Annotated in this window: 24 protein-coding genes; 11 read left to right on the top strand and 13 right to left on the bottom strand. The window is 57.9% G+C overall.

The genetic code is table 11. The features are described 5' to 3' along the window. The gene (locus JF545_RS14190) at positions 1-333 is read left to right on the top strand and encodes an AtuA-related protein (protein ID WP_224851818.1); all 333 of its coding nucleotides are present in this window, start codon (positions 1-3) and stop codon (positions 331-333) included. Between the two features lie 230 nt (positions 334-563). Here JF545_RS14190 and JF545_RS14185 read toward each other — a convergent pair whose 3' ends face one another. The 6 genes from JF545_RS14185 to JF545_RS14160 form a co-directional block, all read right to left on the bottom strand. Next, the gene (locus tag JF545_RS14185; RefSeq protein WP_206943093.1) at positions 564-1,988 is read right to left on the bottom strand and encodes a gamma-aminobutyraldehyde dehydrogenase; all 1,425 of its coding nucleotides are present in this window, start codon (positions 1,986-1,988) and stop codon (positions 564-566) included. A 9-nt stretch (positions 1,989-1,997) separates the two neighbouring features. Further along, positions 1,998-2,468 (bottom strand): hypothetical protein, encoded by a 471-nt coding sequence (locus JF545_RS14180; protein WP_206943091.1) that lies wholly within the window; start codon positions 2,466-2,468, stop codon positions 1,998-2,000. Between the two features lie 32 nt (positions 2,469-2,500). After that, positions 2,501-3,910 (bottom strand): APC family permease, encoded by a 1,410-nt coding sequence (locus JF545_RS14175; protein ID WP_206943090.1) that lies wholly within the window; start codon positions 3,908-3,910, stop codon positions 2,501-2,503. Positions 3,911-4,122: 212 nt separating this feature from the next. Continuing rightward, positions 4,123-5,274 (bottom strand): iron-containing alcohol dehydrogenase, encoded by a 1,152-nt coding sequence (locus JF545_RS14170; protein ID WP_206943089.1) that lies wholly within the window; start codon positions 5,272-5,274, stop codon positions 4,123-4,125. Positions 5,275-5,336: 62 nt separating this feature from the next. Next, on the bottom strand, positions 5,337-6,797 hold the full coding sequence (locus tag JF545_RS14165; protein ID WP_206943088.1) for a gamma-aminobutyraldehyde dehydrogenase: 1,461 nt from the start codon (positions 6,795-6,797) through the stop codon (positions 5,337-5,339). Positions 6,798-6,968: 171 nt separating this feature from the next. Further along, positions 6,969-7,871: a LysR family transcriptional regulator gene (locus JF545_RS14160; RefSeq protein ID WP_206943087.1), complete on the bottom strand. Its 903-nt coding sequence runs from the start codon at positions 7,869-7,871 to the stop codon at positions 6,969-6,971. Positions 7,872-8,400: 529 nt separating this feature from the next. On the opposite strand from JF545_RS14160, the gene JF545_RS14155 reads away from it, so the two are divergent. The 3 genes from JF545_RS14155 to JF545_RS14145 are packed head-to-tail and all read left to right on the top strand — an operon-like array spanning position 8,401 to position 9,591. Beyond that, positions 8,401-9,048, top strand: a complete 648-nt coding sequence (locus JF545_RS14155; protein ID WP_206943086.1) for a MarR family transcriptional regulator — start codon at positions 8,401-8,403, stop codon at positions 9,046-9,048. A 3-nt stretch (positions 9,049-9,051) separates the two neighbouring features. Continuing rightward, the gene (locus JF545_RS14150; RefSeq protein ID WP_206943085.1) at positions 9,052-9,234 is read left to right on the top strand and encodes a hypothetical protein; all 183 of its coding nucleotides are present in this window, start codon (positions 9,052-9,054) and stop codon (positions 9,232-9,234) included. Beyond that, entirely contained in the window at positions 9,235-9,591 is a 357-nt protein-coding gene (locus JF545_RS14145; protein ID WP_206943084.1) for a nucleotide pyrophosphohydrolase, read from the top strand. Positions 9,592-9,731: 140 nt separating this feature from the next. Here JF545_RS14145 and JF545_RS14140 read toward each other — a convergent pair whose 3' ends face one another. Next, complete coding sequence (locus tag JF545_RS14140; RefSeq protein WP_206943082.1) at positions 9,732-10,928, bottom strand: MFS transporter; 1,197 nt, start codon at positions 10,926-10,928, stop codon at positions 9,732-9,734. A 199-nt stretch (positions 10,929-11,127) separates the two neighbouring features. On the opposite strand from JF545_RS14140, the gene JF545_RS14135 reads away from it, so the two are divergent. Continuing rightward, positions 11,128-12,036: a LysR family transcriptional regulator gene (locus JF545_RS14135; protein ID WP_206943081.1), complete on the top strand. Its 909-nt coding sequence runs from the start codon at positions 11,128-11,130 to the stop codon at positions 12,034-12,036. 361 nt (positions 12,037-12,397) lie between these two features. On the opposite strand, the gene JF545_RS14130 is transcribed toward JF545_RS14135, so the two are convergent. The 3 genes from JF545_RS14130 to JF545_RS14120 all read right to left on the bottom strand — a co-directional run bounded on the left by JF545_RS14130 (position 12,398) and on the right by JF545_RS14120 (position 14,742). After that, a complete protein-coding gene (locus tag JF545_RS14130) occupies positions 12,398-13,219 on the bottom strand; it encodes a type IV toxin-antitoxin system AbiEi family antitoxin domain-containing protein (RefSeq protein ID WP_206943080.1) in 822 nt (273 codons plus the stop codon). Positions 13,220-13,563: 344 nt separating this feature from the next. After that, on the bottom strand, positions 13,564-14,406 hold the full coding sequence (locus JF545_RS14125; protein ID WP_242520868.1) for a DMT family transporter: 843 nt from the start codon (positions 14,404-14,406) through the stop codon (positions 13,564-13,566). Positions 14,407-14,559: 153 nt separating this feature from the next. Beyond that, positions 14,560-14,742: a hypothetical protein gene (locus tag JF545_RS14120; protein WP_206943078.1), complete on the bottom strand. Its 183-nt coding sequence runs from the start codon at positions 14,740-14,742 to the stop codon at positions 14,560-14,562. A gap of 85 nt (positions 14,743-14,827) precedes the next feature. Here JF545_RS14120 and JF545_RS14115 point away from each other — a divergent pair, with 85 nt between their 5' ends. After that, positions 14,828-15,043, top strand: a complete 216-nt coding sequence (locus JF545_RS14115; RefSeq protein WP_206943077.1) for a hypothetical protein — start codon at positions 14,828-14,830, stop codon at positions 15,041-15,043. Positions 15,044-15,441: 398 nt separating this feature from the next. Here JF545_RS14115 and JF545_RS14110 read toward each other — a convergent pair whose 3' ends face one another. Next, entirely contained in the window at positions 15,442-16,341 is a 900-nt protein-coding gene (locus JF545_RS14110) for a LysR substrate-binding domain-containing protein (protein WP_206943076.1), read from the bottom strand. Between the two features lie 137 nt (positions 16,342-16,478). Here JF545_RS14110 and JF545_RS14105 point away from each other — a divergent pair, with 137 nt between their 5' ends. The 4 genes from JF545_RS14105 (at position 16,479) to JF545_RS14090 (ending at position 21,539) form a co-directional block, all read left to right on the top strand. Then, positions 16,479-17,219: a class II aldolase/adducin family protein gene (locus JF545_RS14105; RefSeq protein WP_206943075.1), complete on the top strand. Its 741-nt coding sequence runs from the start codon at positions 16,479-16,481 to the stop codon at positions 17,217-17,219. 118 nt (positions 17,220-17,337) lie between these two features. Next, entirely contained in the window at positions 17,338-18,729 is a 1,392-nt protein-coding gene (locus tag JF545_RS14100) for a YjiH family protein (RefSeq protein WP_206943074.1), read from the top strand. Between the two features lie 82 nt (positions 18,730-18,811). After that, positions 18,812-20,548, top strand: coding sequence for an amidohydrolase (locus JF545_RS14095; protein WP_206943073.1), 1,737 nt, complete (start codon positions 18,812-18,814; stop codon positions 20,546-20,548). Positions 20,549-20,576: 28 nt separating this feature from the next. Continuing rightward, positions 20,577-21,539 carry a CobW family GTP-binding protein gene (locus JF545_RS14090; RefSeq protein WP_206943071.1) on the top strand — a complete coding sequence of 321 codons (963 nt, stop codon included), beginning with the start codon at positions 20,577-20,579 and terminating at the stop codon, positions 21,537-21,539. A gap of 100 nt (positions 21,540-21,639) precedes the next feature. Here JF545_RS14090 and JF545_RS14085 read toward each other — a convergent pair whose 3' ends face one another. Next, positions 21,640-22,323, bottom strand: a complete 684-nt coding sequence (locus JF545_RS14085) for a type 1 glutamine amidotransferase domain-containing protein (RefSeq protein ID WP_206943069.1) — start codon at positions 22,321-22,323, stop codon at positions 21,640-21,642. 67 nt (positions 22,324-22,390) lie between these two features. Further along, the gene (locus JF545_RS14080; protein ID WP_224908177.1) at positions 22,391-23,095 is read right to left on the bottom strand and encodes an SDR family oxidoreductase; all 705 of its coding nucleotides are present in this window, start codon (positions 23,093-23,095) and stop codon (positions 22,391-22,393) included. A 155-nt stretch (positions 23,096-23,250) separates the two neighbouring features. Between JF545_RS14080 and JF545_RS14075 the strand changes: the two genes are divergently transcribed. Continuing rightward, positions 23,251-24,189 (top strand): LysR substrate-binding domain-containing protein, encoded by a 939-nt coding sequence (locus JF545_RS14075; RefSeq protein ID WP_206943068.1) that lies wholly within the window; start codon positions 23,251-23,253, stop codon positions 24,187-24,189. Positions 24,190-24,191 lie beyond the last annotated feature (2 nt).

Here is a 24,191-nt window from a genome sequence, read left to right as displayed (position 1 = left end):
ATGTCTCGTGAACGACGGTCTCTTTATCACTTTGCCCATGCTCGCGCTGGCGATAAGGGCGACCGACTGAACCTGGCCGTTTTCGTCTACAAGGACGAGCACTACCGCTGGCTACTGGATCAGGTGACCGAGGAGGGGGTGTATCAGCTCTTCGCTCATCGTGGTGTCACCGGGGTGAAACGCTATCCCATGCCTAACCTTGCCGGGATCAATCTTGTCCTGGAAGACGTCCTTCAAGGGGGCGTAAATGGCTCGCTCAACCTGGATGGCCACGGTAAGACGCTCTCTTCTCTGCTGCTTTCAATGACGGTCGAGAGCCCCGTTTCGCGATAAATGGGACGTGCGACTGACAAGGTTGTTACGGCTACCTTCAGGGGGAACGTGGAGGACGTGCCCGAGGTCCGCTGAGTGGGCAGCCAGGTGCAGGCGACGGTGCGGCTTGCGAAGCAAAAGTGGGGCGAAGGGTGTTGCTCCCTGTCGCATCGTCTAGTGCTGCTGTGCTTTACAGCGGGGAAGACGTCAGGCGGATGATCACTCCGCCTGACGTGATTCGAATAGCTACGTCAGTGCTTGATCATGACATGTCTGACACAGGTGTAGTCTTCAAGACCGTACATCGACATATCCTTGCCATATCCAGATAGCTTCTGGCCGCCGTGCGGCATTTCGCTGACCAGCATGAAGTGCGTATTCACCCAAGTGCAGCCGTATTGCAGCCGGCTCGAGAGGCGATGGGCGCGCCCAATGTCCTGGGTCCATACAGAAGAGGCGAGGCCATAGTTGGAATCATTGGCCCAGGCTAGCACCTGCTCTTCTTCTTCGAACGGGGTCACGGAGACCACTGGGCCGAATACTTCGCGCTGTACAATTTCGTCGTCCTGGCGTGCACCCGCGATAATGGTTGGGGCGAAGAAATTGCCAGACCGGTCGAGGGCCGTCCCGCCGCTGACCACTTCAATATGCGGCACGGCTGCAGCTCGCTCTACAAAACCTTGTACGCGCTTCAGGTGGTCTGCAGTGATCAGGGGGCCCATTTCGACGTCTTCTTCATCCTGGGAACCGACCTTGATCTGGCCCACCGCGTCTTTCAAGCGGGACACAAAGTCTTCATAGACGTTTCGTTGGACATATAGGCGGCAGGCAGCGGTACAGTCCTGGCCAGCATTATAGAAGGCGAAGTTGCGGATGCCTTCCACTGCATCATCAAGGTCAGCGTCGTCAAAGATCAGTACCGGCGCTTTGCCCCCTAGCTCCATATGCATGCGCTTCACGCTGTCTGCAGTAGACGAAACGATAGCACTGCCCGTACCTACTGAGCCGGTCAGAGATACCATGCGTACCTTAGGATGACCTGTCAGGGGTTCGCCGACCGTGTTGCCTCGTCCATGGACCACATTGACGACCCCTGGTGGAAAGATGTCGGCCATGGCACTGGCGAGTGCCAGGCTCGTCAAAGGAGTGTGCTCGGACGGCTTGAGTACTACGGTATTACCCGCAGCAAGGGCCGGAGCAAGCTTCCATGACGCCATCATCAGCGGATAGTTCCAGGGTGCGATGGATGCCACTACTCCCAGTGGGTCTCTGCGGATCATGGAGGTATGCCCCTCCATGTACTCACCTGCAGCAGACGCACTCATGCACCTTACCGCGCCGGCGAAGAAACGAAAGACATCAGAGGCACCTGGAATCTCGTCTTCAAGAGCCTGCCGATAAGGCTTTCCGCAGTTGTCTGACTCCAATCGGGCTAGCATTTCTTGGTGAGAATCAATCCAGTCAGCCAGTGCCAGCAGCTTGGTAGCGCGAAATGCTGGTGTCGTCAGCGACCAGCTGGTGAATGCTGCATCGGCGGCTGTTACGGCTTCCTCAACCTGCTCAGCAGTTGCCTCATTAAGCGTGCACAGGACTTCATGATTGGTAGGATCAAGAACGTCCAAAGGAGCGCCTTTACCTTGACATAAAGTGCCGTTGATCAATAGCGAGTAATCCATGGAATATCCTTACGCGAGAGTGGTATCAAGGCGTTGACCAAGCAAGCGGCTAAGCCCTTCGATCTCTTTGCCATTGAGTTTAACGAAGTAGTGCATGGGCGGGACGAGCGTCCAAATAAAGCAACCTGGTAGTGTGACTAGATGCACAGTTGCACTGGAGTCAGAGACTCCCCGCCGGTAAGTTGCCATTTCAATATCAATCAGCGATGACAGCGTTGACAGCTGGGGATGCTGAGCAAGCCAGTCACTGGCAGCCTGCTCACCAGACCATTGCGTTCCCTTTTTCCAGTACGCTTCACCGAGAGGCGCCTCAAGGTTGTCAATCTTCAGGGTGATGTCTAGCTTGTAGATTCTAGAAAAGAAACGGCGCTTCTCGACGTAGCGCAAGATCATATCGCCACCATCGAAGCTTCCCGATCGGCTCATAGGGCCGATACGTTCGCTGCAACCTAGTTGCTTGGCCATGAATTCGAACGCCATGTTTGCGCGCGTTTCGATGTTGGAGAAGAGTCTCATCGAGCGGAAGCCTCAGTCACTGGAGCGCTGTCTTCGGGACTGGTGGTATTGTGTTGGGCGTATAGTGATCCCAGAGGCGTCGGTGTGAACAATGGAATCTTCTTGAACTTTAACCAAGCCACTGCGTAGACAATGATAATGGTCATGAAGCCCCCTGCGATCGCGTAGATCTGGGCTTTCATCGCTCCTTCGGGATGAATGGTAACGATCATGTAGATACAGGCCGCGATACCCACTATTTGGGGAATCGGAAAGAAGGGGGTCGAGAAGGGCCGATGTACATCGGGATACCGCTTACGCAGGATCATGACGTTGATCTGGGCAATAACGTAGGAGAGCAGCCATGTCACGCAGGACGCCAAAATCATGGTAGCGATAAGGTCCATGCTGATGCTCAGCATGAAGGGGATGCATAGTAGAAGAAATACGCTAAAAATGCCTACCCAAGGAGTACGGAAGTGGGGGTGGACATAGGTGAAAGCTCGAGGCAGTAAGCCCTCTCTGGCAAGGCCGTAGAGCATGCGAGGTACAGCAGCCATGTGCGAGTTGATGGAGCTGGCACTGGCGAGCACCGTAATCATGACCATAAAGATCTTTCCAGCCTGCCCGAACAGCGCCCCGGCACCATCAACCTGAGGAGCCGTAGAAGATTCGAGCACGTCGAGGGGAACGTAACGCGCGATAGCTTGGCCGAACAACATATCAGCGACAAAGATGGTCAGAAGGCCAAACAACATGGCCTTGGGAATCGTCTTTTCCGGCTCTTTGACTTCTTCCGCCATGGGAGCGACGTACTCGATGCCAACAAATAGCCAGATACCGAGTGCTAATGACTGAAGTACGACTTCCCACCCTTTAGGGTTGAACGGAACCTGAGTGGGATCTGTGTGAGTACCCCATTCCATCAAACCAAGTACACCCATGACTGATGTACCTATGATCATGGAGCCGGTCGTGAATACCTGGACGGAGCCGAATACCCCGACTCCCACCAGGTTCACGGCAAGGAAGAGCACCAGGAGAACGACCGCGACGAACGTGGCGCTGATGCCAGGGACCAAGCTTTGTGCCGCGAGCCCTGCAGTGATCGACTCCATGGCTCCGGCAGCCGACACCAGTACAATGTAGCCGCCAAGAACACTGACAATTGCCATGAAAGGGCCCATGGCTACCATCGTATAGTCGCCGATCATCCCCGCTCCGGGCATAAAAGATGAAAGCTCAGAGTAAGAAAAAGATACAAGGATACTCACGATCATCGCGATAAAGGCACTGACGATAAACGCTGGGCCCACCAGGCCCATGCTATAACCAAGTGTCACCATGGTGGTGCCAGCCACGACCAGCCCGGTACAGGTGGAGAAAGCTCTCCAGAAGCCTAAAGTTCTTATAAGTTCGTTGCTCATTTTTGTCGTTCCACTGTGATGGATATTATAAGGCAGGGCTCGTTGTTTTATTGAAACACTGCATTCAGGAGCTCAAGATGTGACGCCCGCATCAAATAGTGATGTTGGAATCTTGATGGTCAATATCTGAGCGGTCGCCAACGATTTTTCGTAGCGGTAGACGAGAGATAGCGTGTTTTCGTGTACGTTTAATTGATCAGTAGTAAAGCGTCCTAGTAGTTATATGCCTGGCGGATGATGTCTAAGTAACTGTCGACCGTCATTTCTTTGGCATTACTAGCGTCTGAGATATTCTGTTTTGATTTTTCAGCAATGCTATGAAAGTCCGCTTCCTGGACGCCGGCTACTTCAGAGAATTTCGGGATGCCGAGCCGTTGGCTCATGTTGAAAAGCACGTCGACGGCAGCCCTGGCGGCATCTGCTTCGCCGAGTTGCGGGTCTACCCCCAGGGCAAAGGCTACTTGAGAATGCCGTTCCAGATCCGCGTCACAGTTATGTCTGAAGATAAAGGGCAGGAAAATGGAGTTCGCAACTCCGTGAGGAGTGTCGTACATGCCTCCGATGGCTTCTGAAATGCAGTGCACGCTGGCGATGTCTGCATTGCCAAAAGCCATACCTGCGATCAGGCTGGCGACCATCATTTGCTCGCGCGCGCCATGGTTATCGCATTCTTCTACCGCAGGGAGAAGGTTTGAACTGATCAGGCGAATGGCGTGCAGCGCTAGAGCGTCACTGATGGGGTTAGCCATCTTTCCGGTGTAGGCTTCTATCGCATGTGTTAACGCGTCCATTCCCGTAGCTGCCGCGATTGCCGGAGGTAGTTGGGCAGTGACCTCCGTATCGAGTAGTGCTAACTCAGGAGCTAGCCTGACGTCCAGCAGGCTCATTTTATACTGTCGTGCAGAATCGGTGATCACCGAGAAAAAGGTGACTTCGCTCCCCGTACCCGCTGTAGTCGGAATAGCCACTAGAGGAAGAGGGTCGGTGACAAGGGTATTCTCGCCTTCATAGTCCTCGATAACTCCTTCATGAGTCATCAAGACCGCGATGGCCTTTGCGGCGTCAATAGCGCTACCACCCCCTACCGCCACAAGGCCCTCGATATCTGCACCCCGATACTCGTTTGCTATGCGATTACAATCTTCGCTTCGAGGATTGGGCTTAACCTCAGTCGTTACCTTAAAGCTGATGCCCGCATGTTCAAGGCTTGCATAAATAGGAGAGAGAAGCCCTGCGGCTTCGATGCCCGGATCAGTGACAATCAGGATGCGTGTCAACTGCATTTCCTGAAGGTGTTGACCTACCTGTGAGCGCAGGCCCGGTTCCATCACAATTTTAGTGGGTAGCACAAAGGGAAAGTTCATGGTGTCTCCAGAGCTGTTATTATGCTAGGGGCATGGACGGGCATTCGCATGCCATGAAGTTGTCAGTCAAGTGGGGAATGTCTAGCCATGATGTGCCTCACCACGCTGTAGTCTTGGAGCGAATCACTCGAAAGCTCCTTTCCATAGCCGGATCGCTTCAGTCCGCCGTGAGGCATTTCGGTAGCTAGCATGAAATGGGTGTTGATCCACGTGCAGCCGTATTCGAGTCGGCTGGCAAGATGCATTGCCTTATCCATGTTTGTGGTCCAGACGGAGGAGGCAAGCCCATACTCGGTATCGTTCGACCAATCCAGGGCCTGAGATATTTCATCAAAGCGTGTGACTGTTACGACCGGGCCAAAGACTTCACGCTGTACAATTTCATCCGACTGAAGACAGCCAGCAAGCAACGTTGGCTGGTAAAAGAAACCGCTCCCGGAAGGAATTGCCGCGCCCGTAATGCGTTCCACGTGGGGTTCTGTCAATGCCCGTTCGACGAAGCTGGCGACGCGATCACGCTGGCGTAGGCTGATCAAGGGGCCCATATCGTTGTCTTGATCGTTGCGCTGGGCAAATCGGAGCCGTGAGACGGCGTCGCCCAGCCGCTCCACCAGGCGGTCATGGATACCTGATTGGACGTAGATGCGGCACGCTGCAGTGCAGTCCTGCCCGGCATTGTAGTAGCCGTGTCGGGTGATGCCTTCGACCACGAGGTCCAGGTCAGCATCATCGCAGACGATGACGGGAGCTTTGCCACCAAGCTCAAGGTGGGTGCGCTTGAGTGAATTGACCGCCTCTTTCAACACCTTTTGGCCCGTGACGATGTCTCCGGTGAGGGAAATCATCCGAATATCGGAGTGTCGGGCTAGCAGGCTGCCTACGTTCTCACCACCACCACAGACGATATTGAGGCACCCCGCGGGGAGTATGCCTTCTAGATGGGTGGCCAGTTCAAGAATCGAGAGTGGCGTGTGCTCAGATGGCTTGAACACAAGAGTATTACCCGCTGCAAGCGCAGGAGCGATCTTCCACGCCGCCATCATCAGTGGATAGTTCCATGGGGCGATGGATGCGACGACACCAAGTGGTGCTCGCTGAACCATGCTGGTATAGCCGGGAACGTACTCAGCACTGAGTTGCCCATATTGACAGCGGACGGCCCCTGCGAAGAAACGAAAGACGTCGATGGCTGCGTTCAGGTCGTCGTTCAGTGCCTGATGCAGAGGCTTGCCGCAGTTCAGTGATTCTATTTGTGCCAGGGAAGAGGCCCTTTCCTGAATCAAGCTGGCAATATCGAGTAGAGCTGTCGAGCGCTGCTGTGGCGTCGTGCGTGACCAAGTTGCCTGGGCGCGACCGGCAGCGGCGATGGCCTGCTCGACTTGTTCCATGCTTGCTTCCCGGACCTCAGCGATCACCTTCCCAGACGTGGGATCATGGATGCTTTCAGCTCGGCCCTCACCTTCGACGAGACAGCCATCGATAAGGAGCTTTGTAGTGAACGAAGGGTATGGGACTGAGGTCATGAGATTCTCGCTTGCAAGGATGGGAGCCGAGTCCAGCGACGCGCTCTTTTACGCAGTTCGGCAAGACTAAGCGGGAAGCAAAGTATCGACAATTTCTTATTTTCGAGGGTAGGTATCGATTTTTCTGTGGGCTCGAGGATCAAGAAGGACTTGAGGAAGTAACCGGTGCACTCAGCGTCTGGTGTCACCGTGACCGCCGCGAACGACGGACAGGAAGGCATCAACGAGGGCTGGACGCTGTGATCCCCTGCGCCAGGTAAGGCCAACGTCCAGGGTGTCGTTCAAGTCATGCAGTGAACGTGCCTCGATGATGTCGCCCTCAAGCGACCAGGGACGGTATGTCATGTCGGGCTGTATCGAGAGTCCAAGGCCAGCAGCAACCAGGCTACGTACTGCCTCGGTTGAGCTGGTTCGCATGGTGATGTTCGGGGGAGTGCTAAGGCGTTGCCAGAAAGCACGGGCGCTATGCTCCATTTCATCCACGTTCAACTGAATTAGCGCCTCTGCCGCGACGTCAGCGAGAGAAATGCTGTCATGCTCGAGAAGAGGGTGTCTCGCGGGTAGCCAGAGACGGTAAGGAGAATGCACCAGTACTTCGGTTTGCAGTGCCTGGCGATTGGACAGGTTGGAGAGTATCAGCACACCGACGTCAATTTCCCCGCTGACAAGCAGGTGTTCAACATAATGCCGCTCGTCTTCGACCACGGTGATCTCGACTCGCGGGTAGGCCAGCTGAAAGCGCGTTAACAGGTCGGCCAGGAAGTACCCGGCGACGAGACTTGTCACGCCGATGACCAGCTGGCCGGACTCTTGATGCGTCGCTTCCTGTAGATTCCTCTTGGCGTTTTCTACAGTGCTCTGAATCAGGTGCGACTGGCGCAGGAACTGATGACCTTGATGGGTTAGCGTCATACCCTTCGCGCTGCGGGAAAATAGCGACACTTCGAGCTCTTCCTCGAGCTGCTGGATGGCCAGCGTCAGAGTCGATTGAGAGACGAATACTGCCTGGGCTGCCGCTGAGATGGATCCCAGTTCAGCGATGGCGATGAAGTAGCGTATTTGCTTTAGGGTCATGGTCTAGTATTTAAAAAAACGATGGCGTGCTTAGGGTATAGGGTTTTTCTGCTTGGTGTCAGATCACGGACCGGTGAAACGTTGGAGAGCATGACGTCCTGGACCCAACAAGCTGTCTCGTTCATGGAGGTGGAGAGCCTATAGCAGGAAGGCGAGTGGGCTGAGAGTCAGGATTTTGGTCCAGATGGCGTTCGCCGTTTGGCTGCGCGAGCGATCTTGGCTAACAGAGCTCAACCTCCATCAGGAGAGGCGAATGGGTCCTTTGGGTAGCGAGGCCAGCGCTTCGTTGAGACGGTACCCACCGAGTCGATCCGTGTGGTGCACTGTGCCTATCTGTAACGATGTAAGGGGCTGGAGAGCAATTTAAAGGCCGAACGTTCTCTCGAGGGGTCAAGCTCGGGCTTGCCGACGCTACCCCGGTTTACAAGCGCATGTCTCTGTAGTGGACGATTTTCCTTGACAGTCAGGTAGTCATTCATCGAGCTTGTCCCATGTCCTAGGACGCGGGACAGTGGAGGATGGTGGCACTATGAAAAGTCAAGATATTGGCCTGCTTTTGAAGCTGGTGGCCTTGAGCCGTAAGGACGGCCGCGGCCCCGATACTCACGCTGGCAAGGGAGAGAAGGCGCTGCCAGACGACTGGAGGGACTGGGCACTCGATGACATTGACGGGGTGCGCGAGAGCTTGCCTGGACTCGAGGACGACCAGTTGCAGGCACGCTACAGTGTGCGGGCCTTGGCCGAGGAAACCGGCATCAGCAAAAGTCAGGTTAGCCTTGCCCTTCATAGGTGTCTGGAGGTAGGTCTGATTCGCAAGGATCACCGAACTGGCGTGCCGCGCGCTAACGCCCGGGCTCTGTTCAACTTCATCATGCATGGTGTGCGCTACGTATTCCCGGCTAAGCCAGGTGAAATTACCCGTGGGATTGCGACGACCTTTGCCGCGCCAGTGCTGGAAGGCCAGTTATATAGCCCAGGTGAACTGCCGATGGTATGGCCAGACGCCCGAGGCAAAAGCAAAGGCCAGGCCGTGGACCCGCTGTTCAAGGGCGCTCCCTACGCGGTGCGTCGCGATCGCGAGTTGTATGCCATGTTGGCTCTGGTCGATGCCATTCGACTTGGTCATCCCCGCGAGAGCAAGGTCGCTGCGAAGCGGCTGGCAGAGTATCTGGAGTAAGCGATGAGCTTGTACGACGATCAGCGCGCCATGTCGCGCCGGGTGGCCGAGGCCCTCGGGGATGAATTGCGTGATCAGGTAGCTTTCGTTGGGGGCTGTACGACGGGACTACTAGTTACCGATGCCTTAACTCGAGAGCAGGCATGCTCACCGCTATCCGATACCGAAGAATCAGGTGAGCCCTAGATGTCAGACCCGTTCAAGCAGCTCCGCGATGCGATGGACCAGTTCGCCACCGAGCGCGACTGGGACCAGTTCCATTCGCCCAAGAACTTGGCCATGGCGCTGACGGTGGAGGCAGCTGAACTGCAGGAGTGCTTCCAGTGGCTGACCGAGGCGCAGTCCAGGGAACTGGATGAGCAGCAACTGGCCGCCGTGCGCGATGAAATTGCCGATGTTCAGCTCTACCTGATCCGACTGGCGGGCAAGCTGGACGTGGATATTGAAGCGGCATGCCGGGCGAAGATGGAGAAGAATGCGGAGAAATACCCCGCTGACCAGGTGAAGGGAAGTACGAAAAAGTACACGCACTATCAGGATTGACGTGATGTGTCTTCGCCTGTCGGTGCTGTTTGACCGCTGAGTACGACGCTGGCCCGAATTCCCCGCCATCTGGCCGTCAGGTGGCGGGGCTTTTGCATCATGCCTTTCGTCATGAGCGGGCTGGTGTTACCTGTGATAGCTCAGGCGCTGCGATTGTCGCGCTTGAGAAGATAGGCGGCTAGGTAGAGCACCGTGAAGACTAGCCCTAGAGCGGCCGCGGTTCCGAAGACATTGCGGCCATCGCCCGGAACAAGTTCCAGGAAGGACGTCAGGAACTGTCCCAGGAAGATCGCCATCGTCAGGTAGGAGAGATTGCGACCGCGAACCGAGGGATGGCTGCGTTCCACTGTCATATGATTGAGCAGCGGGATGGAGAAACCGAAGCCCAAGCCGGCTAGCAAGGCCCCGACATTCATCAGGGGCATGCTCTCGGCCTGCTGGAAGATGAACAGGCTGGCGGTATAAAGCAGAAAGGCCAGCACCAGAGTCGGCATTTCGCCCAGCGCACGCGACACCTTCGGCATCAGCATTGCGGCCACCACCGCGACCAGTGAGATTGCCGCCAGGAAGATACCGGTGGCTGCCTCATCCAGCCCGAGAAGATTCAAGCGCATGGGCAGCATGACGATGGCCGTGAAGAATAGCGTCATCGAGATGGCTGCTGCCAGATAGGTGCCATTAAGCGAGGATGACGGCGCGGCGGCCTGATTTTGCCCGGGCTCAGCCTCAGGGGCGGATGGGGACTGTCTCGGCACCATTATCCACAGCATGGCCAGTAGCCCCCAGGCCAGCAGGTAGAGTAGGAATGGCATCTGCCAGGCGATACCCGCCAGTACGCCACTGACGAGCAAGAAGATCACCCCACCAAGCTCGATGGACATGCCCTGCTGGGCGATCATCGCCAGACGGGCATGACCGTGATACCACTCTGAGATCAGGGTGGTGCCGCCTGCCATCACCACCGCCGTCACGCCACCCAACAGGATGCGATCGGCAAACACGGCGACGGTGCCCTCCAGCAGCGCCCCGCCTGCTCCCAGCAGCCCATACAGCAGCAGACCACCCACAAGCGAGGGATAGGCACCGATGCGATCTATCATGCGCCCGGCAATCGGCGCGAACATCACGGCACCCAACGATGGCAAGGTGATCAGCCAGCTGGCATGGCTTTCCACCTGCAGGGCAGAGGCGATGTTCAGAAGCCCGGGGGCTACTACGGTTCCGACCATGATGGTCAGGCAGGCAATGGCCAGCAGTGTGAAACGGCCACCGTTAGAGAGAGTTGGCGAGGACTCGCGTGCACCCTGCGCGACGAGTCCAGTGGTTGATGTCGTCATATAGGCTCCACTCGTGTTCAGGGCCTCCGTATCAGCGGATGCGCGTCACGCGTAAGAGGCAAGGAGGGACGCGAAAGGCAACAGCTGATGGAGGAAGGCTTAGCAGGCCCTCAGATTAACGAGTACAGACTTATAGTAGAAATGACGATAATCGATATGACTTATACTATCTGAGCATCAGTAATCCTTGAGGGCAGTCATGGAACTCCGCACTCTGAAAACCTTCGTCTCGGTGGCGACGCACAGAAGCTTCTCGGCCGCTGCACGTGAGCTGCATACCGTGCAGCCCGCTATCAGCCGTCAGATAGCCGACCTCGAAGCCGAGTTGAACGTGAGTCTGCTGTGGCGCAATACCCGGGAAGTTCGTGTCACGGCGCCGGGAGAGGCATTGCTGGAGGAGGCGCAGCGCATGCTGGCATTGGAGGCGCAGGCACGCAAGCGCGTGGTGATGGCAGCCAGCGGCCAGACCGGCACGCTGCGTATCGGCTATATGAGCTCGGCCTGCGCGAGCTTCGTGCCCGGATTGATGCGCGATTTCGCCGCCACCCACCCAGAGGTGAGTCTGACCTTGAATGAGATGAGCGCTCAGCAGCAGCTGGATGCATTCGGACGTGACGAGATTGACATCGGACTGTCGCGTCCGCTCCCTGTCGAGCACCGAAACGCCTTGGCTACCCTGCCTGTCTACGAGGATCGTCTGATGGTGGTTGTGCCGGAGGGGCATCGTCTGGCGCACCGCAAGCGGCTCGCCCTCAGCGAGCTGGAGCAGGAAGACTTCGTGCTATTTCAGCGCAAGCATGCGACCGGGTTGTTCGACCAGATCATCAGTGCCTGCGGCGATGCAGGCTTCTCGCCGCGCATCCAGCGCCAGCCAGCCTTGATGCAGACACTGCTCAGTGAGGTCGCGGCTGGGGTGGGAATCGCCATCGCGCCCGGCTGCATTCGACGATTGCAATGTGATGGCTGCCGGTTTATCCCATTGCGCCCGGCACTCGGGGCAGTGCCGCTGGAGTTGCACTATCCGACGACACCGGGACGACCGGTGATCGACGCCTTCGTCGCACTGGTCGAAGAGCGCCTCCCCGCCATCCGCCAGCAGATGGCGTGAGGCTCAAGCGGGGGCAAGGACGGGCTGGCCGTTGGTATAAACCTCAGGCCACGGAGGCCCATGGCTACTGAAAGTGGCAGCCGCTTAGCTCGCCGTTAGTGTTTCGGACTAGGCGCCGGATGGCAGGGCCTTCCTGATGCCGCTTGAAGCTCTCTACATGTTTAAGAGGCTTCCTGCCAAGTACCACAATCACACAAGGTGAACGAACAGGCTTGTCGACGCCTGCCAGCAGCGAGTAGACGCTTGTATCTTGAAGCACTTTTCTGAAGTGTTTAAGCGCTAGCCTATGACGCATCATTACTCCAAGCGCAGGGTATAACGCGACGACCAGCAGAGCAGGGCGACCTGTGCTTTGTAATCTTCACGCGCCATCAGCTGCCTCCGTGATGGCAAATTCTTCCGGCACCATGATGCGGTAGCGCGGGTGTATCTTGCCGCCTGTGAGCAGTGCCCGGTCGCCGCTTCCCAGGTTGAATTCTTGCGGGTCAAGGCGCTTACGCCACGGGTGGTTGTGGCGGTCGGCAAAGACGAAAAACAGCCGCGTAACCTTAATCTTCCTACAGCTATGCAACAACGCAGAAAGCGTGCGTGGGCGAAGGGTTGTTAAACTTTCGAAGACCATATCGAGGTTGTGGAAGCTCTCATTGGCGGGTAATTCGTCCATGACTTCCAGGACGGCCCTTTCAGGCGATGACATTTTTAGTTGCCAGTCCCAGGGTAGGGCCCTTGAAGTGTCGGACTCGTCATTGGTAAGGCCGAGCGACGGGTCAGAGAAGAGGGGCGTTGTACGTATCTTGAGCGATGCGTTTAGCTGAAGCCTGGTCAGCCAGCTTGGTATCTCTTCACCATAGACCCAGACCTGGGCATTCCCGCCCAACGGTAAATAATGGCTATAGCCTTGCAGGGCGAGCGCAGCCATGCCGCCGACATGGGCATCGTAGGCCATGATGTGCTGCATCGAGAGCAGACAGGTTTTCCAGTCGAGTGCGTGGAGTTTGCCTGTATCCGGTGCCGGGCGCAGGAAAACGCCGCGAGTCACCCGCTCAAGCCAACCGCGATCAACGTATTTGCGCGCGAGGAAGCGGCTGACCTCGTGGCGCTCCAGCCAACCAGAATCGACGATGAAGCCGGGAGGGACAGCGTCAAGGATGCGCTTTAGCTTTTCTGGTTTATGTGCACTCATAGGTCACATATTGTCATGAGTTCAAAGAAAGTTCACAGCATTCTTTGATTTAATAGTTTTTGGTGAACCAATAGGGCACAAAAAATGCAAAAGGCAAAGAGGCCGATGTTCGCAAAGGCAGGAAGCAGGCGACCCTCCCTGAAGGGGAACATACCTCGCTGCCCTCTCTGAAGCGTCGACGTTTATCTTTGCACAGCTTGGGGAAGTACTGCATGAATGTCTGGGCCGACGATTCGCTGCGTTGCGCGCTGCTCGAACGCCTCACCTATACCGCATAGGCTCCTGGTTTTTCGCTATGGGCGCTTAGTGAACTGGTCCCCATCTTTCAAGGGGCCGGTCTCAAGCTACAAGGGATGAGAAGGTAGGCGCCGGGCTGTGCCTCGCAAGCCCAACCAGGCGTTGATGAAGAGGGTCAACAGAATCAATGAGCCGCCGAGCAGGGTCGCCTGTGGTGGCTGCTCATCCAGCCAGTACCAGACCCACAGCGTGCCAAAGACTGCTTCAATCAAATAGAACAGTGCCACTTCCGCCGATGGCAGGTGGCGGGTTGCGTTGTTGATCAGTGCGGTGGCCAATGGCATCTGCAATAACCCCATCAGCGCCAATACGCCGTAGCTTTGAGTTGTCAGGGCAAATGGGGTTGCCATCGGCCAGGCAATCAGTGCCGATAGGCCGCCGCCTATGGCGATAAGGGGGAGTCTGTCGAGCTTCGGGTGACGGCGCAGCAGGGTGAGGTTGCCCCCGACAGCCGCCGCCGCGATCACCGCATACATATCTCCCAGCAGTCCTTCGCTGGAAAGCGACCCCGCGAAAACGATCAGCATGCCGGCCATGGCCGCCAAAATCGCTAACCAGGTCCGCATGGCAACCGCCTCATGCAGAAAGCAACGCGTGAAGATGGCAGCAAACAGCGGGGCGGCACTCAATATGACGACAACATTGGCGACCTTGGTGTTCATGACGGCGAGGACAAACAGACTGGACGTGATCGCCAGCGTGATGGCGGAGCACAGGGCCGCGGCGGGATTCTCTTTCAGTGTTGCCAGCCGTCGGCCGCTTAGGCACAGCAAGCCGAGCGAGAGTGCCATCAAGGCGCCTCTCCAAAAAATGATGTTCCATCCATCCGTCGCCGCCAGGCGGACCAGCAGACTGTCGAAACTGAGAACGGTGACGCCTGCCGCCGCCATGGCAAGGCCGCGTCCGTGGCCATGTAGAGGGAAGAACATTCAGTGGGCTCCTGCTGGGGTGTGCGTAGGTCCTGGGGTCAGTCTGGGGTGATGGCGACGATGTCACAACGTCCCAGGCAGGATACGAGCCCTGCGCCTGGCGAGCTGTTCTCTTTACGACAGCATGGTTGTTGTCTTTTCCCCAAGGGCAGCCGCGATCAGCCAGTCCCTGAACAGGGGCGGGGCGCTAGCAAGCGGGCGACTGCGGTCGCGCACGATGTACTCAGCAAGGCTGGTGTTGTCGCTATACTTGTTAACACGCACAAGCTTGCCGCTGGCAATGGCGTTAGCGGCCATGAAATGCCGCGCCCCTCCCGTCGAGCTGAGCGGGCTATAGGGCAGGCCATGCGGCGGGCGTCCGCGCAGCCACCCGGAGAACACAATGAGCGAACAACGCCCCAAGCCCGAGGCCGGTGGCCCTGCGCTGGAAGGCCATGCCGTCGAGCAGATTCCCGCTAAGACACTCCGCCCCCGCGAGCCTGCGGTGCGCTGGCTAACGCCTGATGAGCTAGCCGACTTACGTCGTGATATGGCCGAGTCGTCGGCCTGGATGCGCGCTGAACTCAAGCGTCGTAGGGCGCGTAGGCAAGACCAGTAGCACGTTACGGGGTTGGAGCTTGCTCCTGTCGTTCCGGCTGACGAGTGGTTGTGATTCAGATGAGACCACGGTGGAGGCGCTGTCGTGGTCTAGTGGGTGCCGTGGTGTGGTCGGTTGCTGAAGTGGTCCAGGGGCAGGCAGTGACAGGTGCTCTTCGTCTTTTCCCCAGTTGCCTTCTAGGGCTTGTCTGAAAAGTGCCTGCGCTCGGTAATACGGCGTTAAAAATCGTCTGGTACGCCAGCCCGGTCAAAATACTCATTTACACCACGTAAACTGCGCTTTCTCAACGATTTTTTCCTTGTCTAACCTTCGCTCGTCGACTTTTCGGACAGAGCCGAGTCACCCGCGTTCTTTCATCGCCGGTGGCGAGTAGATCTGCTGCTGCTTTTCATCATTGTCTACGTCGTTTCCTCCAGTAACCACCGGGCGAACAGCTGCGTTGGGCGATGGGGCAGGCGCTGCCGGCGGATGGCAACGTAGTAGGCGCCACACACCATCGCTGTGCGGGAGGCCTGTACCAATTGGCCCTTGGATAGCTCGGCTTCGACAAAGTAGGCGGGAAGTACTGTCGCGCCGAGGCCATGTTCGGCGGCATCGAGCAAGAACCGGAAGTGCTCGAAGTGCTGGCCTGGAATCGACTTTATGGCCTCGCCATCGAGCCCGGCGCCTTGTAGCCAAAGGTATGTGGAAGATAGCTGAGGGGTGGGAGCATAGCTGCCGTGGTGCAACACCGGGTAGCGCAGCAGGTCTCTGGGGTCGTCTATCGGGCCATACCGCTCGAACAGGGCCGGGGTGCATACGACCACCAGCTCGCCTTGAATCAGGAAGTGGCTCTCGAACTCTGGCCATTGTCCGTCCCCGTAGAGAATACCCACGTCAAAGTCTTCGCTACCGTCGTAGAGGTGGCGAAGATCATTCATGATGTCGGTAGTCACCTCAGGGTGCTTAAGCTTGAAGTCCCCGAGTCTGGGCAGTAGCCAGCGAGAGGTAAAGGAAGGCTCCGCGCCGACGGTGACCAGGTCAGACGTTCCACTGCTGAGCGAGCGTGTCACGCCGTCGATCTGGTGCAATGCTTTCGATACCACGCTCAGGTACTGCTGGCCACTGTCTGTCAGGCTCAAGCGCTGCTTCTCCCGGTGAAACAGCGCGCAGCCAAGCTCGCGTTCCAACTTCTTGATCTGCTTGCTGACAGCGCTCAGGGTCAGGTTGAGCTCTTCCGCCGCCTTGGTGATGCTGAGATGACGGGCCGTCGTCTCGAAGCAACTGAGCGAGATCATGGTGGGCAGCTGACGACTCATCGGCGCGGTCCTGAAGGGTCATTCCGTTTTGGAATGATCTATGGAAAATAGATCGATATCACGTATCTGACAAGTTCCTTACTCTACCCGAGTCGGCCCGAATTGGGGCTCGTCTAACGGTAGAACAGGAACAAGACATGGGACATCAGGACACGCGCGCGGCGTTGCGAACCGATCTGGCGGCGGCCTATCGACTTTTGGATTACTACGGCTGGAGTGATCAGATCTTTACCCATCTGTCAGTTCGGGTTCCAGGTGACGAGCCGACATTTCTGATCAATGCCTATGGTCTGTTACCCGAAGAGGTAAGCGCATCCAACCTGGTGGAGATCGATGCTTACGGTAATAAAGTTGGAGAGGTGGATAGTGAGGTCAATCCCGCCGGGTTCACCATACATAGCGCTATCCATCTCCACCGGCATGACGCAGCATGCGTGATGCATACTCATACCATGGCCGGAATGGCCGTGTCGGCGTTGGAAGAGGGCCTGCTGCCGATCAATCAGACGAACATGGCCTTTTATCAGCGCTTGGGATACTACGACTACGAAGGCATTCCGTTGGACCTGTCCGTTCGGCAGCGCATCGTCGAAGCGCTTGGCAGTCACCAGGCGATGATCTTGCGAAATCATGGCCTTCTTACCGTAGGTCGCAGTATTCCCGAGGCCTTTTTCTACATGTATTACCTGAACCAGGCCTGCGAAATCCAGCTCGAGGCGATGAAAAGCGGTCGTCCGCTGGCCCTGCCCTCGCATGATGCCTGTGAGTTCACCGCCCGACAGTTCGAGCACCCCGACTATCATCAGGAAGGTGTTGACCTGGTCTGGAAGGCGCTGCGGCGCAAGCTGGACCGCATGGATCCGAGCTACCGGCAATAGTCCCTGGCGAACCGTGGCACGTCGTTCCAGACGACAGTGCCAGACAGGCCGTACCGGGACGTTGGCCTGATACCACAATGGAATCCTGAAGCTGGATAACTATAACAAGGTGGCACCCATGCAACATAAATCCGAATCCTCGGCCGTGACCGATGAGACAACGCATCGCTCCCATCGCTATAGCGCTGCGCAACTTGCCAAGTTCCTGCTGCCCACTCTTCTTGGCGTGCTGTTGTTCCTTACTCCCATCAGCGTCGATGGCCGCCTGACGGTATTGATTGCTTTCGTTATCGACTATATCAATGACGTGATAAAGCCATTGATGGTGCCGGTAACCGTTGCCGTTGCGGTCATTCCCAGCGCACTGACGGTGCTGGTCACGTTCAGCTCGCTAAAGGAGCATCCCAATCGCTTCGTGCAGCTGCTGAATCCTGGAGTCGGATGGACGCTTATCAGGGTGGTAGGAGCCACACTGATGCTGATGACCTACTTCCAGTGGGGGCCAGAGTGGGTATGGCACCGCAACACCGGGGGCGTATTGCTTTACGACGTCGGGCCCGTGGTACTGGCCATCTATTTCCTGTCGGCCTTGCTGCTGCCGCTGCTGACCGATTATGGGCTAATGGAGTTCGTCGGTAGCCTTCTGTCTAGGGTTTTCGTCAAGCTGTTCGGGCTGCCGGGGCGTGCCGCTATCGACAGTCTTGCCTCCTGGCTGTCAGCGTCCGCCGTGGGCATTATCCTGACCACGCAGCAGTACCGACAGGGCTTCTATACCAGTCGAGAAGCCTGTGTCATCTCGACCAATTTTTCGATCGTGTCGATCGCTTACTCGTACCTGTTGCTGAGTTTGATCGGAATGCAGCATGTATTTCTACCGTGGTATGCCGCCGTCGCTTTCACCGGCATTGTGTGCGCCATCATCGTGCCAAAGTTACCGCCGTTGCGGGGTAAGCCCGATGCGTACCATCCCGTTGTGGGTCAGCAACTGGTGATGGACAAGCAGGCAGGGGAAGGGCTGTTTGCGATGGGGCTGCGTCGAGCAGTAGAGCGTGCGGCCTCGGCTGCGCCACCGTTGGAACTGTTCAAGCGCAGTGTGCATGTCAGTCTCGATGTGGCGATCTCCGTATATCCCACGATGATGATCATTGGCTGTACCGGATTGGCGTTGATCGAGTTCACCCAGTTCTTCCACGTGCTGTCATTGCCTCTGGTGCCATTTCTCGAACTGCTGCAGCTGCCAGAAGCTGACAAGGCCGCTCCTGCGCTGCTTGCCGGCATTGTGGACAGCATCATGCCGCCGTTGCTCGGTGCCGGTATTGAAAGTGAGGTTACCCGGTTCGTGCTGGCAGGTGTCGCGGTCAACCAGATCATCTTCTTCACCGAGGCCGCGATCGTCCTGATTCGAGCAGGGATTGGTTTGAAGCTGAGGGACCTCATCGTGATTTATCTGCTCCGCGTACTGATCTCCTTGCCGATCCTGTCTCTCCTGGGCCACCTGATCCTGGGATAAATCTGCCAACGCCTGCGGCTAGCCTGTGTCATGTCACTGCGCTAGTCGCTGGAGGCATCTTCCGGTTTGAAAGGGCTACATCATGGACGTTTCTCGTCATTATCTGTCTTCCAATACCCGTCCTTCTGCAGCAACTGCCGAGCTGGTCTTGACCAATGGCCGGTTCTACACGGTGGATGACGCGACGCCCTGGGCTGATGCTGTAGCGATCTCTCAGGGGCGCTTCATCGCCGTCGGCAGTGCCGACCAGGTTGCCGCCCATATCGGCGAACATACTCGTGTGGTGGATCTGGGTGGTCGCTTTGTCATGCCTGGCCTTTACGACATGCACACCCATCCTGACCTGGCGCTGGCACCTGGCTACGCAGGATACCTGGATGTCGGACTCGAGGATCCGACGCCAGAGCAGGTTAGCCAGGCGATCTTGAGTTACGCCGACCAACATCCGGGGGATGGCTGGATCTATGGCGCCTATTTTGTGCGGTATACCTTCAAGCAGGCGGGTATCGTTCCGGATCGAGCCTGGCTCGACAGTATCGTGTCGGATCGCCCGGTAGCCATTCTCGACCGCTCCTGGGGATGTATGTTGGTCAACTCGATGGCGCTGGAACTGGCCGCTATCGATGTCAACACTCCGGACCCTCGTCATGGTTACATCGAACGTGACGGTATCACTGGGGAGCCGACGGGCATCCTGGTCGATGGTGCCTACGCGATGATTCATGCCGCCATGCCGCCCACACCGGCACATGCCCTGCAGCGAGCCTATCGTGAGGGCGTGCAGTTCCAAAGTGGGCGTGGGGTGGTCGGCACCAAGTTTGTCCATGTGTGCGAACACCGTCTCGATGCGTTGCGCACCATCGACCAGCAAGGACAGCTGACAGTGAGGGTCGAGGCGGCGATCAGCTGGCAGGATGACATCTTCCCCGTGAAGCGCCGCTGGGAGCTGATAGCAGGGGAGCGGCACTTCTATCGCAGTGCTCGGCTTAATGCCAACGCTGTCAAATTTCACTTTGACGGGACGCATGAGTCGCGGTCGTCGTACTTGTCGACCCCCTGGGCCGAGGGCAGCGCCTGGCGCGGTCACCTCAACCTGACGCCTGAGCATATCAACGACATGGTCGCGGATATGGATCGCAAGGGCATTCGCGTGATTGCGCATTGCACCGGCGATGGCGCTTCTGATCTGTTTCTTGATGCGGTGGCCGAGGCTCGGCGTCGCAACGGTGGCCAGGGCATGCGCCATCAGTGTGCCCACAGCACCACCTTGCTGGATGCCAACTTGCAGCGCTTCAGCGAACTGGATGTCATTGCCGAGTTTTCCCCGGTGGGGTGGTTCCCCTCTTCGTTTGCCTATGCTCGTGCTGTGTTTGGCGAGGAGCGCATGCAGCGTGCCTACAACTTCAAGGGCGTGTTGGATGCCGGCGGCGTGGCGGTCATGGGCACCGACTGGCCGGTATCGAGTCTGGACCCCTGGATCGGCTTCGAGGCAATGGTGACCCGAGAGAATCCCTGGGAGGAGACGGACGCCAGCTTCTATGGCGAGCCGATCAGCCTGGAGCAGGCTATTCGCGTAATGACCATCAATGGCGCCTGGGCGATGGGAATCGAGCATCAAGCCGGCTCGATCTCGGTCGGCAAGTCGGCTGACTTGATCGTGCTGGACCGCAACCTCTTCGAGGTTGCCCCACGAGGCAATATTCACGCTACCCAGGTAGACCTCACCATGCTGGAAGGTGAGTTTGTCTGGGACGCACAGGGAGAGTTTTCCGGCACGGTGCGCGAAGCCGTATGGCAGCGCGATATTCCTGAATTTTGAACCGCCCAGTCTGAAGGGATGAGTCCGCATGAAGCATCAGCATTTCCCCCCTGTTCCGGTCACCATCGTGTCGGGCTTTCTGGGCGCCGGCAAGACGACCTTGCTCAACAAGATTCTCAACAGTGACATTGGGTTGAGGATGGCGGTGATGGTCAACGACTTCGGTGCGATCAATATCGGCCGTGACTTGATCGTCAGTGAGACGCAGACCATGGTCAGCCTTGCCAATGGCTGTATCTGCTGCACCGTAGAGAGCGACTTGATGGAGCAGGTGTCCCGCTTGCTGGCTCTCAGGGAGCAGCGTCCGGAGTACATCCTTATTGAGGCCAGCGGCGTCTCCAACCCAAGCAAGATAGCCGGGACATTGCGTTATCCACAGTTTCAGGACCAACTGGTGATCGACAGTGTCCTCACGGTGATAGACGCAGAGCAGTTTGATCAGCTCGAGGGTGAACTGGCGGCCCTGGCGATGGAACAGCTCGATATTGCCGACATCGTGGTACTCAACAAGTGTGACCTGGCGAGCCCTGCGCAGGTGAGGGCGATGAAGCAGCGCTGGCTATATCCCGGAGTGCGACTGCTGGAAGCGCGCTTTGGTGAAGTGCCGCTGGAGCTGGTGCTGGGCGTTGGGGCCTTCGATCCTGTGCGCCTGGAGTCCTCGCATGAGTGCGGTGCGCACTGCACGCACGCAGATCACGCTCACCAGTTTGAAAGCTGGAGCTGGAGCAGTGATCGGCCGCTGTCATTGGCGGCGCTGCGGAGGGTGCTCGAATCGCTGCCGTCGAGTGTCTATCGCGCCAAGGGTATCTGTTGCCTGGCAGAGCTGCCGGATCGCCGTGCAGTGCTGCATCTGGTGGGCAGTCGCAGTGAGCTTGAGCCCGGTGCTCCCTGGGCGGAAGACCAGCCCATGTCGCGCGTTGTGGTCATCGGTGAGCGCGGACAGCTGAGCCTTCCTCAGCTGGAAGCGGCCTTCGAGGGGTGCGTGGCGTGAGCGCCTGTTAGGCCAGCTCGCTGGCTGATAATTGAAGCGCCTCCCCCGGCAACAACAGGTCGTCGCCAGGGGAGGCCTCCGGTTCGTCAGCTATCAGACCTTATGCCTTCAGGCTGTCGAGCAACAGCTCGGCGACGCCCTCAGAGGACATCGGGTTCTGGCCGGTGATGATCAACCCGTCCTGAATCGCGAAGGCGGTGAAGTCGGCCTTCTTTTCGTACAGACCACCTTGCTGCTGTAGGCTGTCTTCCACCAGGAACGGCACGATCTCGGTGAGGCCCACGGCGGCTTCTTCGCCATTGGTAAAGCCGGTGACGCGCACGCCATCGACGAAGGGGGTGCCGTCTGACTTCTTCGCCTTCAGCAGCACCGCAGGGGCGTGGCAGACCGCGCTGACGGGCTTGCCTGCGGCGTGGAACTGCTCGATCAGGCGAATGGAGTCTGCATCATTGGTCAGGTCCCACAGCGGGCCATGGCCGCCCGGGTAGAAGATGGCATCGAAATCCTCGACCTTCATCTCGGACAGCACCGCGGTGTTGGCCAGGTCACGCTGGGCTTGCGCGTCCTGGTCGAAACGGCGAGTGGCGTCTGTCTGGAAATCTTCGCCTTCACTGGCCGGGTCGAGCGGTGGCTGACCACCCTTGGGAGACGCCAGCGTGACCTCGACACCGGCGTCTTTCAGCACGTAGTAGGGGGCGGCCAGCTCTTCGAGCCAGAAGCCTGTCTTCTTGCCAGTGTCTCCAAGGGTATCGTGGGATGTGACAACAACCAGTACCTTGCTCATGGGGCTCTCCTTGATCGTGCGGATGTATCCGCAGGACGTGATGATGGGGTTGACGCCTAGACGTCGTTTAGCGCGTTGGCATCAGGTGCACTTCACGGATATTGGCTCGCGGCGCTGCTTGGATGGCGTACAGCACGGCGTCGGCAACATCCTGCGGGTGCAGCTTGTCCGGCTTGGGCTGGTCAAAGAAGGGCGTGTTGACCATGCCTGGGGTAATCGTGGTGCAACGGCCCTGCCACTCGGCCATTTCCAGCGCCAGGTTCTGGCCAAAGCCGTAGGCGAACCACTTGCTTGAGCTGTAGATCGACCCCGCATGGGTGTCACGCCCCGCCACCGAGCTGGTGAGGATGAAATGCCCCTGACGCGCTCTCAGGTGGGGCAGAGTGGTGTGGGCGGTCCACAGCAGTGCGTTGATGTTGATATCGATGACGCGCTTCCACTCTTCCGGGTCTCCCTGCTCCGTACCCGCTTGGCTGATGCCGGTGCCAGCGTTGGCAAAGGCAACGTCCAGGTGGCCGTAGTGGGCCACCGCACGCGCCACGACGTCAGCCATCTGATCGTAGTCGGTGGCATCGGCGGCAATCGCCAGCACCTTGTCGTGACCCAGCTCCTCGGCCAGGGCAGCAAGTCGCTCTTCGCGGCGCGCCGTGACGACCACCTTGTGGCCAGCTTCCACCAGCGTGCGCGCTGTGGCCTCGCCAATGCCGCTGGATGCACCGGTAATCAGTACGATCTTTTCGCTGGCAGTGTCTGTCATCTGTCCACCTGTCATGATGGGCTCCTGTGAGTCGAGTGCTGAGTTCACGTGTGGTGTCACGGTAACGTCTGCTCGACCATCGTCATAATCGATAGTGCGGATAGCTGCTATTATCGAGACAAATAGTTGGTGGCTCGCCGCCACGTCAGACGCTGCTGTGGGTGCCCTGGATGAAACTCAACTACGACCTCAACCTGCTGCGGACCTTCCATGCGTTGTACCTGGAGCAGAACGTCACCCGTGCGGGAGAACGTCTACATCTCAGCCAGCCGTCGGTGAGCGCTGCCTTGGGACGCCTGCGGGAGCTGTTCAATGATCCGCTGTTCATACGTGATCGCCAGCGCATGCGTCCGACAGAGAAGGCGGACCACCTCTTTCCCGTCATCGAGGCAGCGTTGACCGATCTGGATGGCCTGATTACCAGCGAGCGGGACTTTTCACCGGCCACCGAGCAGCGCCATTTCGAGATCGCGGCCAACGACTATTTCGAGGTGTTGATTCTGCCCGCGCTGGCCGGGGTCCTGCGCGAACAGGCGCCAGGCATCACCTTGCAGGTGCGTCGCCTGTCACAGGACATGAGCGAGGCTGGGGTCATGAGCGGCACGACCGATCTGGCGTTTGGGCGCCAGGTCGATCCTCCCGATAACCTGGTCGTGCGCGAGGTCATCCGCGAAGGGATCGAGTGTCTGGTCGGAAATGGGCACCCGCTGCTGGAGCGGCTGGAAGGAAGTGGGCAGATGGCCAGGGACGATTTCGAGCGCTATGCCCATGTCCTGGTGCAGCCCCATACGCGCTTGAAAAGCGGTATCTTCAAGCAGCTCGAAGGCCAGGGCTTGAGGCGTGAGGTGGCGTTGGCCGTGACCTACTTCATGGCGGTGCCCGCGCTATTGGAGCGGTCTTCGCTGATCGCCAGCCTGCCCACGGGGCTTTGCCAGCATTTCCAGCGACAGTTTGCGGTGACCCCGGTGGCGCCGCCGGTGGCCTTTGACGCCTTTCCCTTTCATCTCAGCTGGCATCGCCGCTATCAGAAGGACCCGGCACACCGCTGGCTGCGCGAACAGATCATCGCGTGCTGTCGTACGCTGCCTGATCAGGGCGAGCTAATGTAAAT

Origin of the sequence: Halomonas litopenaei (assembly GCF_017303055.1) — a bacterium.
Lineage (GTDB): Bacteria > Pseudomonadota > Gammaproteobacteria > Pseudomonadales > Halomonadaceae > Halomonas > Halomonas litopenaei_A.
Note: the sequence above shows the minus strand (reverse complement) of the source record. Positions and strands in the feature narration are given on the sequence as shown.

Coding starts and splice junctions, on each gene's coding strand:
- JF545_RS14190 (WP_224851818.1), top strand. CDS start 1: ATGTCTCGTGAACGACGGTCTCTTTATCACTTTGCCCATGCTCGCGCT.
- JF545_RS14185 (WP_206943093.1), bottom strand. CDS start 1,988: ATGGATTACTCGCTATTGATCAACGGCACTTTATGTCAAGGTAAAGGC.
- JF545_RS14180 (WP_206943091.1), bottom strand. CDS start 2,468: ATGGCGTTCGAATTCATGGCCAAGCAACTAGGTTGCAGCGAACGTATC.
- JF545_RS14175 (WP_206943090.1), bottom strand. CDS start 3,910: ATGAGCAACGAACTTATAAGAACTTTAGGCTTCTGGAGAGCTTTCTCC.
- JF545_RS14170 (WP_206943089.1), bottom strand. CDS start 5,274: ATGAACTTTCCCTTTGTGCTACCCACTAAAATTGTGATGGAACCGGGC.
- JF545_RS14165 (WP_206943088.1), bottom strand. CDS start 6,797: ATGACCTCAGTCCCATACCCTTCGTTCACTACAAAGCTCCTTATCGAT.
- JF545_RS14160 (WP_206943087.1), bottom strand. CDS start 7,871: ATGACCCTAAAGCAAATACGCTACTTCATCGCCATCGCTGAACTGGGA.
- JF545_RS14155 (WP_206943086.1), top strand. CDS start 8,401: ATGAAAAGTCAAGATATTGGCCTGCTTTTGAAGCTGGTGGCCTTGAGC.
- JF545_RS14150 (WP_206943085.1), top strand. CDS start 9,052: ATGAGCTTGTACGACGATCAGCGCGCCATGTCGCGCCGGGTGGCCGAG.
- JF545_RS14145 (WP_206943084.1), top strand. CDS start 9,235: ATGTCAGACCCGTTCAAGCAGCTCCGCGATGCGATGGACCAGTTCGCC.
- JF545_RS14140 (WP_206943082.1), bottom strand. CDS start 10,928: ATGACGACATCAACCACTGGACTCGTCGCGCAGGGTGCACGCGAGTCC.
- JF545_RS14135 (WP_206943081.1), top strand. CDS start 11,128: ATGGAACTCCGCACTCTGAAAACCTTCGTCTCGGTGGCGACGCACAGA.
- JF545_RS14130 (WP_206943080.1), bottom strand. CDS start 13,219: ATGAGTGCACATAAACCAGAAAAGCTAAAGCGCATCCTTGACGCTGTC.
- JF545_RS14125 (WP_242520868.1), bottom strand. CDS start 14,406: ATGGCGGCGGCAGGCGTCACCGTTCTCAGTTTCGACAGTCTGCTGGTC.
- JF545_RS14120 (WP_206943078.1), bottom strand. CDS start 14,742: ATGGCCGCTAACGCCATTGCCAGCGGCAAGCTTGTGCGTGTTAACAAG.
- JF545_RS14115 (WP_206943077.1), top strand. CDS start 14,828: ATGAGCGAACAACGCCCCAAGCCCGAGGCCGGTGGCCCTGCGCTGGAA.
- JF545_RS14110 (WP_206943076.1), bottom strand. CDS start 16,341: ATGAGTCGTCAGCTGCCCACCATGATCTCGCTCAGTTGCTTCGAGACG.
- JF545_RS14105 (WP_206943075.1), top strand. CDS start 16,479: ATGGGACATCAGGACACGCGCGCGGCGTTGCGAACCGATCTGGCGGCG.
- JF545_RS14100 (WP_206943074.1), top strand. CDS start 17,338: ATGCAACATAAATCCGAATCCTCGGCCGTGACCGATGAGACAACGCAT.
- JF545_RS14095 (WP_206943073.1), top strand. CDS start 18,812: ATGGACGTTTCTCGTCATTATCTGTCTTCCAATACCCGTCCTTCTGCA.
- JF545_RS14090 (WP_206943071.1), top strand. CDS start 20,577: ATGAAGCATCAGCATTTCCCCCCTGTTCCGGTCACCATCGTGTCGGGC.
- JF545_RS14085 (WP_206943069.1), bottom strand. CDS start 22,323: ATGAGCAAGGTACTGGTTGTTGTCACATCCCACGATACCCTTGGAGAC.
- JF545_RS14080 (WP_224908177.1), bottom strand. CDS start 23,095: ATGACAGGTGGACAGATGACAGACACTGCCAGCGAAAAGATCGTACTG.
- JF545_RS14075 (WP_206943068.1), top strand. CDS start 23,251: ATGAAACTCAACTACGACCTCAACCTGCTGCGGACCTTCCATGCGTTG.